We start from the raw sequence: 15,526 nt of genomic DNA on the forward strand, positions 1-15,526 counted from the left end.
CTTCTCATAGCAATTTACTGTCTTGTACATCTAAAAACATTGGTCTTTCCCCCGAATTGGCACATTAATAAGACGCACCAAACGTTAAAAAGTTTCTCTGTTGTTGAAGAAACCTTACAACATGCGTATCTGTTCACACTTCAGCCACATCTATTACAACGAAAAATCACATAAAAAACAGCCTTATCCATCAGCGATGAATAGACTGTTTTTGACTACATGATGTGCTCAGAAAACGTCATTAGTTATACTTTACCACAAATAAATCCAATAACCTATTTTAGCGATAGATATTACCTATCAGCTATAGATAGAACCATATCCTAGGCACAAAATAAACGATATCACGTTCTATAATTGAATCTGATATTGATCGTTTAAGCTAACGGGTAACTTGCCAAGTGCTGGCTTCACTCCTGCGATTACAGCGGCTAATGCTTCTACAGCATACTTTCGATTTTCATAACTACATATATACGTCTTGATCTCAGGTAGATCATTTATATCATAAGGATTACGTACAGAAGCTACGATCAATGCTGTATCTGATAACAAAGATAACTGACGAGCTAGTTCTGCCTGTCCAAGAGGTAACAGTCCTGATGATGTATACGCAGCAAAAATCACTTTAGGATAATAAATAGCTTGCTCTAACACGTGCTGAATCTCTTCTGGTTCTGGTCTAGAATCGATAATAATCTGCGTAGCATTAATGCCATAACTACGAAGCGCTTGAGCAAAGCTGATATCATGCCCTGTTGGTTCATCGACTTCTGTTAGACGGGTGACCTGTGGCCAGATCACTAATACCTGATCGTTTTTTTGTAAAGGCAATTGCCCTTCATCTTTGACAAGTGTAATACTTCGTTCTGCAATATCACGTAAAATCGGTTCGATCGTTGACGGCCCTAACCGCTCTGTCCACTCTTCTACCGGGTAAGGTTCTGCGTTCATTTGATGCTTTGCTTTGAGCGCAAGTATACGTTCGACCGAAGCATCAATTTGTGCTTCAGATAGATGACCTTGTTGAACAGCTTCTTTGATTGCTTCAATCGCAGCGATCTGATGCTCTAACGTATGACTAACCAGTAATAGATCGGCTCCTGCTTGCGCCGCCATCACTGTTGCCTGTGGAATCGGAAAATGCTTCGCAATCGCATGCATTTCCAGACAATCGGTTACGATCAATCCGTCAAAACCCATTTCAGTCCGAAGCAAATCAGTCAATACTTTACGCGATAAAGTTGCTGGAATCGACTCTGGTTCAAACGCTGGAAAAATCACATGTGCAGACATAATCATATCTACCCCTGCTTGTATAGCTGCCCGAAAAGGAAGTAATTCTATCTGTTCCAAACGAGCCTTGTCATGAGGCACCGAAGCCAAGCCGTAATGAGAATCAACTTCTGTATCTCCATGTCCTGGAAAATGTTTGGCTGTAGCGGCTACCTGTTCTTGTTGAATCGCTTGAATGGCAGCCGCTCCATGATTCGCTACTACTTCTGGTTTCTCTGAATAGGAACGCACACCAATAACCGGATTACGCGGGTTATTATTTACATCTACACATGGGGCAAAATTAACATTAATTCCAAGTGTGCGTAGTTCGCGTGCACTTATCGCTGAAGCCGCAGAAGTCAGACTTACATCATTTACAGCTCCTAATGTCATATTGCCTGGAATCAGACTCATCTCGTCCTGGTCAATTCGGCTGACCATTCCTCCTTCTTGATCGATTGCTATCAATAATGGAGGTAATCCTTGCCTGTGAGCAATCTGTTGCAATCCTGCTGAAAGGTCTGTAATCTGACGAGCTGTTCCTATATTACGGCGAAAATAAATCACTCCACCTATATGATATTTCTCTATCAATTCAGTAATATGTTCATTCGGTACATTTGTATGAAATCCACATACAAACAATTGCCCGATTTTCTGGTCTAAGGTCAGGTCTGATAATTGAATCGTTTTCATATGTATCCCCCTTAAGCTTGAGCCTATTTTGAAAAGATGTCTTTATCCGAGCATGAAATGACTAGCTAGATCCTTATTTAAGTATAGATAACTATATGTAAGGCAACAAGCGGATAAAGTTTGGGTTTTGGGGAATTTTTTTAAGTAAGGACACTGTATAGCTAGCGAAATATATAACATACCTATACACACCAAAAAGACATACCAAAAAGCCCTTTCCCTGATTACACTGGAAAGGACTTCTGGTTTCACGTTCGTATACCCTTTTTACTGACTATGGTTGTTATTCTATCTATTTTCATAAAGAGGAGGATTAGACACAAGAGACTTGACGACGACCTTGTTCGATCAGACGATAAGCACGATCTACTTCAGCTTCGGTTGGCGAAGGAACCCCATCCAGCGGATAGATGCGTCCCAGCGCTTCCCATTTGTAGATGCCCATCTGATGATAAGGTAAAATTTCGAACTTCTCTACTCCTTTTAATGTACCGATAAATTCGCCTAAAGCGATCAAATCTTCTTCAGCATCATTAATTCCCGGTACAAATACATGGCGTATCCACATTTTGCGTCCATTGTCAGACAGCCATTGTGCAGTGTGTAGAGTGCGTTCATTGGATACACCAGTCAATTTTTTGTGCTTTTCATTGTTAATATGCTTAATATCTAGCATGACTAGGTCTGTGACTTCAAGCAGTTCATGGATTTTACCAGGTTCGTTGAATCCATTACTGTCGAGTGTTGTACTGAGATTCCAACGTTCTTTGACTGCTTTGAACAATTCTCTAACAAAAGGAGCTTGCAACGTTGGTTCGCCGCCGGATACAGTCAATCCTCCACCAGAAGAACGGTAGTAACTCAAGTAAGGTTCGATTTCAGCTAGCACTTCTTCTAGCTCCATCACTTTACCTCCGTCCAAATTCCATGTATCAGGGTTATGACAGTATTGGCATTTCATCAGACAACCCTGCATAAATAGTACAAATCGTATGCCCGGGCCATCGACGGTACCGAACGTTTCTAGCGAGTGAACACGGCCTTTTACCATGATCAATCACCCCTTTCGTCTGAGTTGATGTATATAAGTTATGTGAAAATGTATCGCTCTAGCATGCTCCGTTACGTCAATAGATTATTTTTACGATCGCTGTTAAGATCGGATATCTGGAATGAACTGCTTTCGCAGTCGATATCCGAATCTTAAAGGCGAACGCTTCGCTTCTTCAAAATAATTCTATAGCCTTCACTCAGCAGATAGAGTTACATTTTCAGATATAACTTATATCATTCATTGTTGGTTAGCAGTTAAAAGCTTTGGTTAGTTTTATTGCTTTATTATTTTTAAAAATTTGTATTACATTGATCCGTGGAATGTGCGGTTGATGACATCCATTTGTTGTTCACGAGTCAATTTCACAAAGTTAACAGCATATCCAGATACACGGATTGTTAATTGTGGGTAGTTTTCTGGGTGTTCCATAGCGTCTAGTAGTTGTTCACGAGCAAACACGTTCACGTTCAAGTGATGAGCGTTGCTACCAAAGTATCCGTCTAGCATAGATACAAGGTTTGATTTACGGATTTCTTCTTCTTTACCTAATGCTTTTGGTACGATAGAGAATGTGTTAGAAATACCATCCAAGCTATCTTCGTATGGTAATTTAGCAACAGAACTTAGAGAAGCAAGTGCACCTTTTGTATCTCTTCCGTGCATAGGGTTAGCACCTGGTGCGAATGGTTCGCCAGCTTTACGTCCATCTGGTGTTGTACCTGTTTTTTTACCGTATACTACGTTAGAAGTGATTGTTAGTACTGATTGTGTTGGTGTTGCACCACGGTATGCTTTGTTTTTGCGAATCATACCCATAAATGTTTCTACCAATTCAACAGCAATTTGATCGACTTTATCATCGTTATTACCATAGCAAGGATATTCGCCTTCAATTTTGAAGTCTACAGCAATACCACGTTCGTCACGGATAGGTGTTACTTTTGCATATTTGATAGCGCTCAATGAGTCAGCTGCTACAGATAGACCAGCAATACCACAAGCCATTGTACGTAAGATATCACGATCATGTAATGCCATTTCGATACGTTCGTAGCTATATTTGTCATGCATGTAATGGATAACGTTCAATGTGTTCATGTACAATTTGCCTAACCATTCCATCATTGCTTTGAAGCGTTTCATGACTTCGTCATATTCAAGCACTTCAGAAGTGATTGCAGGATATTCAGGTCCTACTTGAACGCCTGATTTCTCGTCACGTCCACCGTTAATTGCATATAATAATGCTTTGGCAAGGTTAGCACGAGCACCGAAGAACTGCATTTGTTTACCGATACGCATAGCGGATACACAGCAAGCAATACCGTAATCATCGCCATAGATCGGACGCATAAGATCATCGTTTTCGTATTGGATAGAACTTGTTTCGATTGAAACTTTAGCACAGAATTTTTTGAAAGCTTCTGGCAATTGTTCTGACCACAATACAGTCAAGTTAGGTTCTGGTGCAGGTCCCAAGTTGTATAATGTGTGCAAGAAACGGAAACTGTTTTTAGTTACTAATGTTTTGCCGTCTACAGCCATACCACCGATAGATTCTGTAACCCAAGTAGGGTCACCACTGAACAATTCGTTGTAGTCTGGAGTACGCAAGAATTTAACGATACGCAATTTCATAACGAAATGGTCAACTAGTTCTTGAGCTTGTTGTTCTGTTAATGTGCCTTCTTTTACATCACGTTCGATATAAATATCAAGGAAAGAAGATACACGTCCTAGAGACATCGCTGCACCATTTTGTTCTTTGATTGCTGCAAGGTAACCGAAGTATACCCATTGGAACGCTTCTTTAGCTGTTTGTGCAGGTTTGGAAATATCGAAGCCATGCATTTCAGCCATTTTTTTCAATTCGCCTAGAGCACGAATTTGTTCAGATACTTCTTCACGAAGACGAATAACTTCTTCATCAATTACGTCAACTTCCATGTCATTCAAATCTTGTTTTCTTTCATTGATCAAGAAGTCTACACCGTATAATGCTACACGGCGATAGTCACCGATAATACGTCCACGACCGTAAGCATCTGGCAAGCCTGTAATGATACCTGCTTTACGTGCTGCTCTCATATCGGAAGTGTAAGCATCGAATACACCCTGGTTATGCGTTTTACGAATATTAGTGAAGATATCAATGATTTGTTCTGGTACTTCAAAGCCATACGCTTTACAAGCATCGATCATCATTTTGATACCACCGAACGGTTGAAGCGAGCGACGGAAAGGAGCATCTGTTTGAACACCGACGATTTGTTCTTTGTCTTTGTCCAAGTATCCAGGACCATGTGAAGTGATAGTAGAAGGTGTTGCAGCATCTACATCCCATACTCCGCCACGTTCGATCTCTTCTTTAGATAGTTTAGAAATAATATCCCATAAGTCTTTTGTATTTGAAGTAGGGCCAGCTAGGAATGTTTCGTTTCCTTGATATGCGCTAATGTTTTGCTCAATAAAATCACGAGTATCTACATGTTTTGCCCATTTACCTGATTTGAAATTGCGCCATGCATCTTTTTTTAAATTATCCTGTACATTTCTTTCGATAACTGACATTGATAATCCCTCCATTATTGTGAATAAAATCACAAAAGCGTTTAAGCTAATGCTTGTCTCGCCTGTACGATACCGGAAGCTGTTATTTTCTCCCTCCGGCTATGTCTTTATTATGATGTAATTCATAAGCAGAGTATGTGACATTTATCACAAAATCGCATTTTTATTATGATTTTTATCACATTCTGTATCTATAACAGTTTTTAAAAATAACTATTACAGATATTCAGAAATCCTTTTACAGCATAAGCAAGCAACTAATTATGCTGTAAACACAGTAATATCAATCTACTAATACAAAAATATACATAAGATTTTGCAACAAATAACTGTAGCATAATACCGGAATATACGACTTCTAACAACGAAATATATCACACTATTTCTGTATTATTCTATCTACGCACTATAGAATAATGTTGGACATTGCATCACTCCTCTCTACGAATAAAAGAACGACTCTCATTAGTTCTGCTCATATCGCAAACTAGGAGATCGTTCTTTTGTTATGAGGTGAATTTCCATATTTGCTTTATTTTTTATTTTCAATAGCATATCTTGAGAGCCTATTTTTAGAGATACCATTTAAATAAGAAGAAAAAAAGGATCATCTCCAACGACTCTGCTATAAAAGCATTTGTGGAGTGATCCTTTTTTCAATCTACATGATTACTATTTCAAAAGTATACTTATTCAAATCTACCGTAGAATGCGTTACGGTATACATCAGCTAGTTCAGTCACTAAAGGTAATTTAGGATTCGCTGTTGTACATTGATCTTCAAATGCACGGTCAGCAAGGTAATCGACACGAGATTCAAAGTCTTTTGCATCAAAGCCCAAAGCTTCAAATGTTTCTGGAATACCTAATTTACGGTTCAAGTCACGGATAGCATTGATCAAGCTGTTTACGCCCTCTTCAGTTGTACGTGCTGGCAATCCTAGGATGCGTGCAATTTCAGCATAACGTTCGTGAGCGATAAAGTGAGAATATTTAGGGAACGATGCGAATTTAGTTGGTTTTTTCGCATTGTAGCGGATAACGTGTGGCAACAAGATCGCATTGGTACGACCATGTGCTGTATGGTATTGTCCACCCCATTTGTGTGCCAAGCTATGGTTAATACCTAAGAATGCATTCGCAAATGCCATACCTGCAATCGTAGAAGCATTATGCATTTTTTCACGAGCCAGTTTGTCGCCTGTTAGAGCAGACTGTTCTAGATATTGGAATACCAGTTGAATCGCTTTGATTGCTAGTCCATCGGTAAAGTCACTTGCCATTACAGATACATAAGCTTCAATCGCATGAGTCAATACGTCCATACCTGTATCAGCTACAGCTACGCGAGGTAAAGAGTATACAAATTCAGGATCGATAATCGCTACGTCTGGTGTTAACTCATAATCAGCCAAAGGATATTTAGTGTTACCTTTTTCTTTATCTGTAATAACTGCGAACGATGTTACTTCAGAACCTGTACCCGAAGTTGTAGGAATAGCTACGAATTGTGCTTTTTGTCCCAAATGTGGGTATTTGTAAATCCGTTTGCGGATATCCATGAATTTTTGTTTTAAGTTATCAAATTCAGTATCAGGGTATTCGTAGAACATCCACATGCCTTTAGCAGCATCCATAGGTGATCCACCACCAAGAGCGATAATGCAGTCAGGTTGGAAACGTTCCATCATTTGACGACCACGTTCAACTGTAGCTGTAGATGGATCTGGTTCTACATCAGAGAACACTTCAACAACTACTGGAGTCTGACGTTGACGCAAGTAATGTTGTACTTTTTCTACATAACCAAGTTGTACCATCATCGCATCTGTTACGATCACAACACGGCTAATATCAGGCATTTTAGCAAGGTATTGAGTTGCACCTTTTTCAAAATAAACTTTAGAAGGTATTTTGAACCATTGCATATTCACAGTACGACGAGCCACCCTTTTCACATTAATCAGATTCACTGCACTTACATTAGAAGAAGTAGAGTTACGACCATAAGATCCACAGCCTAGTGTTAGAGATGGTAAGTTAGTGTTGTAAAGGTCACCGATAGCTCCGTGTGTAGAAGGAGAGTTCACGATAATACGTCCAGTTTGTAGACGGTTAGCGAATTTTTGAATAACTTCATCATTATTAGAATGGATAGCTGAAGAGTGACCCATACCGCCAAATTCTACGATTTGTGCAGCACGTTCAATCCCTTGATCCGCATTTTTAACTCTATAGCAAGCCAACACAGGGCTTAATTTTTCAGCAGATAATGGGAATTTCGTACCGACACCTTCCAGTTCAGCAACCAATATTTTGGTGTCTGCTGGAACAGTAATTCCACAAAGTTCAGCAATTTTTACAGCAGATTGTCCTACAATAGAAGGATTCACTGCACATTTATCTGTATTCATTGCACCGTTTGTTAATTTGCCTGCTTCTTCTTTTGTTACAAAGTAGCAACCGTTATCGATCATTAATTTTTTCACTTTTTCATAGACAGGTTCTTCAATAACTACAGCCTGTTCAGAAGCACAGATCATACCATTATCAAACGATTTGGAAAGAATTAAGTCATTAACAGCTTGTTGTAGATCAGCACTTTTCTCGATAAAAGCAGGAACGTTACCAGGACCTACGCCAAGTGCAGGTTTACCACAGCTATATGCTGCTTTAACCATTGCGCCACCACCAGTAGCTAAGATCATGGCTACATCAGGATGGTTCATCAAAGCGTTTGTTTTGTCCATTGAAGGCGCATCAATCCACTGGATACAATCTGCAGGTGCACCATGTTTTACAGCTGCTTCAAGCAAAATGCGAGCTGCTTCTTTACTACAATTCTGTGCAGATGGATGGAAGCCGAAAATGATAGGGTTACGTGTTTTAATTGAAATTAATGATTTGAACATCGTTGTTGATGTTGGATTCGTTACAGGTGTAATCCCCATAATGATTCCGACAGGTTCAGCGATTTTTTGGAAGCTTTCATAATCATTGTCTTCAATAACACCGACTGTTTTATCATTTTTGATGCTGTGGTATATATATTCAGTAGCAAACATGTTTTTGATAATTTTATCTTCATATACACCTCTACCTGTTTCTTCAACAGCCAGTTTAGCAAGATACATATGTTGATCCAGACCAGCTAACGCCATTGCTTGTACGATGTTATCAATTTGTTCTTGATTCATATTCATAAATGCAGCGTGCGCTTTGTTAGCTTTATCAATTAATTTTTGAATTTCTTCCTGTGCACTCAATTCCACGTTGCGACTAGCATCATTTTTTACAGCCATTTCTCTCATCCTCCTCAGAATGTGTATTGCTTTTGTCTACGCACTGATCATAGCATAGAGACATAAATCATAATGTGATATTTTTCACAATCAATTTTTATTTTTTAAATTTATTCTATTTCATTTTTTCCTTTTGCATTTTAATATAAAAAGATGTATGATAATAGTGAAATTAATCACAAAGTACGAAGAAGCTTTTCTTCATTTGTAAGTCATCATTATTACTATATAATGTAGAATTTAACTAATCATTTAATTTCCAATTTTTTTCCTAAAATGTTATGCATTATGATTAATTTCACGTATAATTGAAATAAAGGGGCGAATAATAATGAACAAGTCTTTAGAAGAAACTCAACCACGTCATAATACAGCATGCTTTTCGGAAATTAATCAGGAACGATTACTTAACCATTCTACAGAACGTAGTATCGCAGCAGGATCTCATTTATTCTGGGAAGGCGATTTATCCGATAAATTATATTTCCTTAAAAGTGGACGCGTTAAATTAACGAAATCAACCGATGAAGGTAAAGAATTGATTCTATATATGTATCAAGCAGGAGATATGATCGGTCAAGCTGACCCATTCTCTGGTACACGCCTTGGATTTACAGCAGAAGCAATAGAAGATACAGAAGTTGCTGTGATCGAACATAAAGAATTAGAATTAATGATCTGTCAGTATTGCGACTTTGCAATCGACTTTATGAAATGGATGGGAACGCATCACCGTCTGACTCAGACTAAAGTGCGCGACTTGATGTTATATGGTAAACCAGGTGCACTCTGCTCTACATTGATTCGTTTAAGCAATACGTATGGTGAAGATTACAATGATCAAGGTTCTATTTTGATTAACAAAAAAATCACGCATACAGACTTATCGAATATGATTGGTGCTACTCGTGAAAGTGTAAACCGGATGCTTAGCGATCTACGTAAAAAAGAAAGTATCGAATATGAACACGGTATGATCATTATCCATGATCTTGAAGCTTTACAAGAAGTATGTCACTGTGAATTATGCCCTAAAGAAATATGCAGAATCTAATGAATATTCAGTATCTTCTATACACTTACCTGTTTAGACAACTAAAGATACCAAAAAAGCTTTCCGTGTGTTACTCATAGCGGAAAGCTTTTTTTGATTCATTCATAGCGTACTATTCTACCCAATGCTCTGCCCAGTTCTGAATCTGCTCCATAACCGGCTTAAGTGCACGACCTTTGTCTGTTAACTCATATTCGATTCGAACAGGAGTCTCTGGATATACCTGACGAATCAGAATTCCACTGCTTTCTAGATCTTTCATTCGTTCAGATAGCATTTTGTCGCTCATCATCGGAATCAGATTAGAAATATCTTTAAAACGTTTAGGACCACTCATTAATGATTGAATAATTAGACCGTTCCATCTTTTTCCTAAAAATGAAAACGCGGTCTCAAAACGGGGACATAATCCCAACTGGTGTTGCTCCATGTTCTCTCACCTCTTCAATTGTTCCGAAACACGGGATCGGATAGTCATAAGCTCGTATTTCATCATATTACGATGTTAACTTACGATTAGTTAGTACATATATTTTAGCATATTTTACCTGAAAAGAGAACGAAAACATTACATAATTACAGATTAATGCTCAATCTTTCAACATTATATTATGATTGTAGCGTTAAATCGATCAATTCTCGCAAAATGACCAGATCTTCTACAATAATAGTTGTCAATGATCTATTATACAATACTGCCGCAGGATGATACATAGGAAAAATCCAGTATTCCTGTTCTGACCAATGATATCCCTGATCCATATGATCGGCATCGACTTGTTGAATATGACTGCGCCGTGCTTGACCATGAACCTGAGAGACTTGGTATCCTTTGCCTAGTAATCGTTGTAAAGCAATATTGCCAAGCGTAATAATAATTTGCGGTTGTACCGTTTCAATCTCAGTATCCAAAATAGGTGCAAACGCAAATACTTCATACGAAGTCGGCGTACGATTCGATCGACTTGATCGTTCGGCTGTATGTTTACCTTGAATCATTTTGTCTTTATATGGACGACTACGTACAGTACTTGTAATATATAGATCATTTCTTGTGATATTCAAGGCATCAAAGTAACCATCTAACACTTTACCTGCTTGTCCACAAAAAGGAATCCCTTTTTCAACCTCATTTGCTCCCGGTGCTTCCCCTACCATCATCAATCCACCCGGAAATTTACCATAACCACCTAAAAATCCTTCTAACCGATGTCCGGCTACTCGCTCCAAACATTCGCTAATTCGTGTTGGCGATAATGGAACATTGCCAATCTGTGATTCTCTTTGTGCTTTAGACATCCATGCACTCCTTTCTATCACTAATCTACATGGTAGAGTGCTTTCATCAGTGTATAATAGCGATCTTGCTGGATAAAATCCCAAAAAAAGTACGCCTGTAGGCTATTAACCATACACGCGCACTTTTGAAAGATTTATTTTCTATGATTAATACTGTCTGGAACTCAGTTTGTTTGGTATAGCTGTTACGCCATTACTTTACTACCAAGTGCACGTGTAGGTTCTGTGCGACCGAATTCAGGACGTGTATTTATTGCAGGATACGCCCAGCGTACAGCGTTAGAGATAATGTGCATAATATCCTGATTGTAATACGTTGGATACGTCTCATGACCTGGACGGAAGTAAAACACTTTACCATGTCCACGACGATACGTACAACCGCTACGGAATACTTCTCCGCCTTCAAAGTTGCTCAAGTATACCAATTCATCAGGAGCAGGAATATCGAAAAATTCACCATACATTTCTTCTTTATCCAATGTGATTGAAGGGTTAACACCTTGAGCGATAGGATGCGTAGGATTCACACACCATAGAATTTCTTGCTCATCGGCTACACGCCATTTTAGATCACAACTGGTTCCCATTAATTGTTTAAATGGTTTGGAGAAATGCCCTGAATGAAGAACGATTAATCCCATACCTTCATTGACTCTTCTTGCTACCGCTTCTGCAATATCATCATCTACTAATTCGTGAGCTGTATGTCCCCACCATAACATCACATCGGTAGAATTCAACACAGACTCTGTCAAACCATGTTCCGGCTGATCGAGTGTAGCTGTACGGCAGGCAAAGCCTTCCTTCGATAGCCCATCCGCCAGAACAGTATGAATCCCATCAGGATATACTGCTTTGACATCATCACGGATTTTCTCATGTACAAACTCATTCCAGACCGTTACATTAATCATAAAAAACTTCCTCCTCTATATTAGACCCACCACATCTCACCAAGTTCTTCCTCAATCAAAACCTGCTTCAAGTTATGGACAGCTTTTGTGAAACCTTCATTTACTGACATTAGACCATCTTCGTGCTCTATACTTACAACATAATCGTATCCAACTAGACGTAATGTGCTGATAATATCAGCCCATGTTTTGTTATCATGACCAAAGCCTACTGTACGGAACTGCCATGCACGATCTTGCATTTTGGTGTAGTCTTGCATATCTGTTACACCGTGCATATTAACATTATCGGTATCTACGAGCGTATCTTTAGCATGAAAGTGATGAATTGCATTATTTTTCCCTAAAATTTTAATCGCTTGTACCGGATCAATCCCTTGCCACCACATATGACTCGGATCAAGGTTCGCTCCGATCACTTCACCAGCAGCTTCACGCAAGCGTAATAGTGTACCTGGAGTATGCACAGAGAAACCACCATGCAGTTCCAAACCAACTTTTACATTATGATCAGCAGCGAATTTACCATTCTCTGTCCAGTATGGAATGACTTTTTCTTCCCATTGCCATTTCATAAGATCCTGGAAATCATTCGGCCACGGTGCTACAGGCCAGTTCGGGTATTTCGCATCATCACTATCACCCGGACAACCGGAGAATGTATTTACAACCGCTACATCTAACTTCTGTGCCAGTTGAACGGATTTGATAAAGTCTTCATGGGATTCTTTGGCAATCGCTTTTTGCGGATGCAAAGGGTTACCATGACAGCTTAATGCACTAATCGTTAAACCACGAGAATCGATCGCTTGCTTGAATGCTCTAAGCTTACCTTCATCTGCAAGTAATTCGTCAGGCTTACAGTGAACATTACCTGGATTACCGCCAGAACCAAGCTCTACCATTTTAACGCCTTTTTCAGCTACATAATCCAATGCTTCTTCAAAGCTCATATTGTTGAGCAATACCATAAATACGCCTAATTTCATTTGTCCATCCTCCAGCTTCATTCGTTAATTTTATGAATGCAATCTGGTGAACTTATCACTTGAATCTAATCAATAGAGCGAACGGTGAGTTCTGTATTTGTCCTATCAGACAGTTGAGAATAGTGTAAATGCTCTATTATTAAATAATACGTCGAAACATGTCATAAAGTTCACCTAAATTGCGATTTATATCCATTTTAGTACAATTATTAGGATTGAACAGTAAGAGTTAGATTACACGCTTACTTTTCCACCTTTAGCACCGTATGATTTCACCCAGTTGATGCTTTGCTCGATACTTTGCAAAGGCGGTTGTAGGCATGAATCTTGCTCTACGACTAACCACTCTGCTCCTGCTTTTTCAGTAGCATCGGCTATCGCTGCAACAGGCACTTCACCTTCACCAAGTTCAACCGTTTGTGCACCTTTATCCGTGCGTTTGAAATCTTTCCAGTGAACAATCGGTAAGCGTCCAGCGTATTTTTGAATATATTCAATAGGATCATATCCACCATACTGTACCCAACAACTATCTAATTCAACTTGCAATAGTGATGCAGGCACTTCAGTATACATCGCATCAAATACAGTATGTTCCCCTAATTTTTCAGTAAATTCAAATTCATGGTTGTGATATAACAACACTACATCGTTTTGATTGCACAGTTCTCCAAGCTTACGTAGATTAGCAAAAACTTCTGGCCAGTTACTACGGTGCTCTTCAGACAAGAATGGTACAATAATATAACGATTGCCAATTTCTTTGTTATAATCGATTAAAGACTGTGCATCTTGTAATAATTCTGTATATTGGGTATGAGAACCCACAACTTCAAGGTTGTGTTTTTTGAGTAATTCGTTAATTTGACTAGCAGTACGTCCGTAAAATCCGGCAAATTCAACACCTTGATATCCGAGCGATGCAACTTTAGCAATTGTACCTTCAAAATCTTTTTCTAAATCGTCTCGTACTGTGTATAATTGCAGTCCAACTTTAACCATTGCTCCATTCACTCCCACAATTTATGATAGTTGTATAGGATGATGATATTTAATAGCTGTTACCTTGTCTGTAGCCTGCACGACTTTTGATAATCACATGCTTGCCTTCTAATGAAGAACGTTGGAATGCATGCATCGCTTCAAGTACATGGTATGCTAGTTCACCACTTGCGCGGTGAGGTTGATTGTTACGAATCGCTGTTACCATTTCGTTCAGACCTTTACCACGTTCATTACGAGTTCCTTCAAATACAGGAGGCACAATCTCAAACTCTTCTGAACCTGCACGTCTCAAGCGAACATCACCATCAAAAAAGTTAGGATCTGGAATATCTAATGTACCTTCTGTACCGTAGATTTCCATCCGAGGCAGTTGAGAGCCTCCTTTAATATCAAAACTGGTGATCATGGTAACGATTGCACTGTTTTCGAAATCGATCGTTCCTGCCAGATGTGTAGGTGTCTGTACACGTAATGGCGTACCTTCTTTGGGACCACTATGAACATGACGATCAGGAATCTGTATACCGGCTGATGAGCTAATTCTAGTCATCGATCCTAACAAGCTTGTTAATGCTGTCAAATAGTAAGGCCCCATATCGAACATTGGTCCTCCACCTGGCGCATAGAAAAATTCAGGATCAGGATGCCATGATTCAGGCCCACCACTCATCATAAAAGCAGAAGCTGCAATCGGTCGACCGATCAATCCATCGTCGATCGCTTTGCGCGCTGTTTCTATGCCTGAGCCGAGAAATGTATCCGGTGCACTGCCTACGCGGCGACCTACTTCTTTGGCTCGTAACAGTGTACGTTGACCATCTTCTAGCGATACTGCAAATGGCTTTTCAGCATAGACATGTTTGCCTGCTGCTAGTGCCGCCAGATTGACAGAAGCATGTGCCGCAGGAATCGTCAGGTTGATAATTAATTCAATATCTTCCTGTTGAAATAATTCCTCCGGAGTGAATGCGTTTGCAATGTTAAATTGTGAAGCTCTTGCTTGAGCCTTCTCAATCACCATATCTGCGCATGCTACCACTTCAACAACTGGACTTGATTGTAAATTTTCTAAATAGATCTCACTGATGTTACCGCATCCGATTAAGCCAGCTTTCATTCGTTCCACAGGTGATCCTCCTTTGGGCATCTGTTTTTCTAGGTGCAGAAAAGCTTTTCCTCTGGTGATAAGTATATCTAGGATTGCCCTGCATAACGACAATCTAGCAATGCTATGATAAACCCTTTATGTATGATGGACTTATACATACCATTGTCCTTTTTTGTTGATGATGTAATCTTGATGTTTTATAAGCTCGTTACAATAGTATTACTATTTGGTTTCAATTAAAATGAATAATATG

General features: G+C 39.2%; 11 protein-coding genes. 1 reads left to right on the forward strand and 10 read right to left on the reverse strand.

Annotated features, from left to right (window positions below):
* Nucleotides 1-351 precede the first annotated feature (351 nt).
* The 4 genes from nagZ to adhE form a co-directional block, all read right to left on the reverse strand.
* Nucleotides 352-1,974 (reverse strand): beta-N-acetylhexosaminidase, encoded by a 1,623-nt coding sequence (gene nagZ, locus QE450_RS11710; RefSeq protein WP_307299478.1) that lies wholly within the window; start codon nucleotides 1,972-1,974, stop codon nucleotides 352-354.
* A gap of 313 nt (nucleotides 1,975-2,287) precedes the next feature.
* The gene (pflA, locus tag QE450_RS11715) at nucleotides 2,288-3,025 is read right to left on the reverse strand and encodes a pyruvate formate-lyase-activating protein (RefSeq protein WP_273612959.1); all 738 of its coding nucleotides are present in this window, start codon (nucleotides 3,023-3,025) and stop codon (nucleotides 2,288-2,290) included.
* Between the two features lie 306 nt (nucleotides 3,026-3,331).
* Nucleotides 3,332-5,599 (reverse strand): formate C-acetyltransferase, encoded by a 2,268-nt coding sequence (pflB, locus tag QE450_RS11720; RefSeq protein WP_273612960.1) that lies wholly within the window; start codon nucleotides 5,597-5,599, stop codon nucleotides 3,332-3,334.
* Between the two features lie 689 nt (nucleotides 5,600-6,288).
* Nucleotides 6,289-8,901 (reverse strand): bifunctional acetaldehyde-CoA/alcohol dehydrogenase, encoded by a 2,613-nt coding sequence (adhE, locus tag QE450_RS11725; protein ID WP_273612961.1) that lies wholly within the window; start codon nucleotides 8,899-8,901, stop codon nucleotides 6,289-6,291.
* A 331-nt stretch (nucleotides 8,902-9,232) separates the two neighbouring features.
* Here adhE and QE450_RS11730 point away from each other — a divergent pair, with 331 nt between their 5' ends.
* Nucleotides 9,233-9,955, forward strand: coding sequence for a Crp/Fnr family transcriptional regulator (locus QE450_RS11730; protein ID WP_273612962.1), 723 nt, complete (start codon nucleotides 9,233-9,235; stop codon nucleotides 9,953-9,955).
* A gap of 112 nt (nucleotides 9,956-10,067) precedes the next feature.
* On the opposite strand, the gene QE450_RS11735 is transcribed toward QE450_RS11730, so the two are convergent.
* The 6 genes from QE450_RS11735 to QE450_RS11760 form a co-directional block, all read right to left on the reverse strand.
* Nucleotides 10,068-10,385, reverse strand: coding sequence for a winged helix-turn-helix transcriptional regulator (locus tag QE450_RS11735; RefSeq protein ID WP_273612963.1), 318 nt, complete (start codon nucleotides 10,383-10,385; stop codon nucleotides 10,068-10,070).
* 179 nt (nucleotides 10,386-10,564) lie between these two features.
* Nucleotides 10,565-11,254, reverse strand: a complete 690-nt coding sequence (locus QE450_RS11740) for a uracil-DNA glycosylase (protein ID WP_307299479.1) — start codon at nucleotides 11,252-11,254, stop codon at nucleotides 10,565-10,567.
* 185 nt (nucleotides 11,255-11,439) lie between these two features.
* Complete coding sequence (locus QE450_RS11745; RefSeq protein WP_273612965.1) at nucleotides 11,440-12,171, reverse strand: ThuA domain-containing protein; 732 nt, start codon at nucleotides 12,169-12,171, stop codon at nucleotides 11,440-11,442.
* Between the two features lie 20 nt (nucleotides 12,172-12,191).
* On the reverse strand, nucleotides 12,192-13,160 hold the full coding sequence (locus tag QE450_RS11750) for a sugar phosphate isomerase/epimerase family protein (protein WP_273612966.1): 969 nt from the start codon (nucleotides 13,158-13,160) through the stop codon (nucleotides 12,192-12,194).
* 234 nt (nucleotides 13,161-13,394) lie between these two features.
* Nucleotides 13,395-14,162: a sugar phosphate isomerase/epimerase family protein gene (locus tag QE450_RS11755; protein WP_307299480.1), complete on the reverse strand. Its 768-nt coding sequence runs from the start codon at nucleotides 14,160-14,162 to the stop codon at nucleotides 13,395-13,397.
* 49 nt (nucleotides 14,163-14,211) lie between these two features.
* On the reverse strand, nucleotides 14,212-15,291 hold the full coding sequence (locus QE450_RS11760) for a Gfo/Idh/MocA family protein (RefSeq protein ID WP_273612968.1): 1,080 nt from the start codon (nucleotides 15,289-15,291) through the stop codon (nucleotides 14,212-14,214).
* Between the last annotated feature and the right edge of the window lie 235 nt (nucleotides 15,292-15,526).

Origin of the sequence: Paenibacillus sp. SORGH_AS_0306 (assembly GCF_030819345.1) — a bacterium.
GTDB classification, from domain to species: Bacteria; Bacillota; Bacilli; order Paenibacillales; family Paenibacillaceae; genus Saccharibacillus; species Saccharibacillus kyungheensis.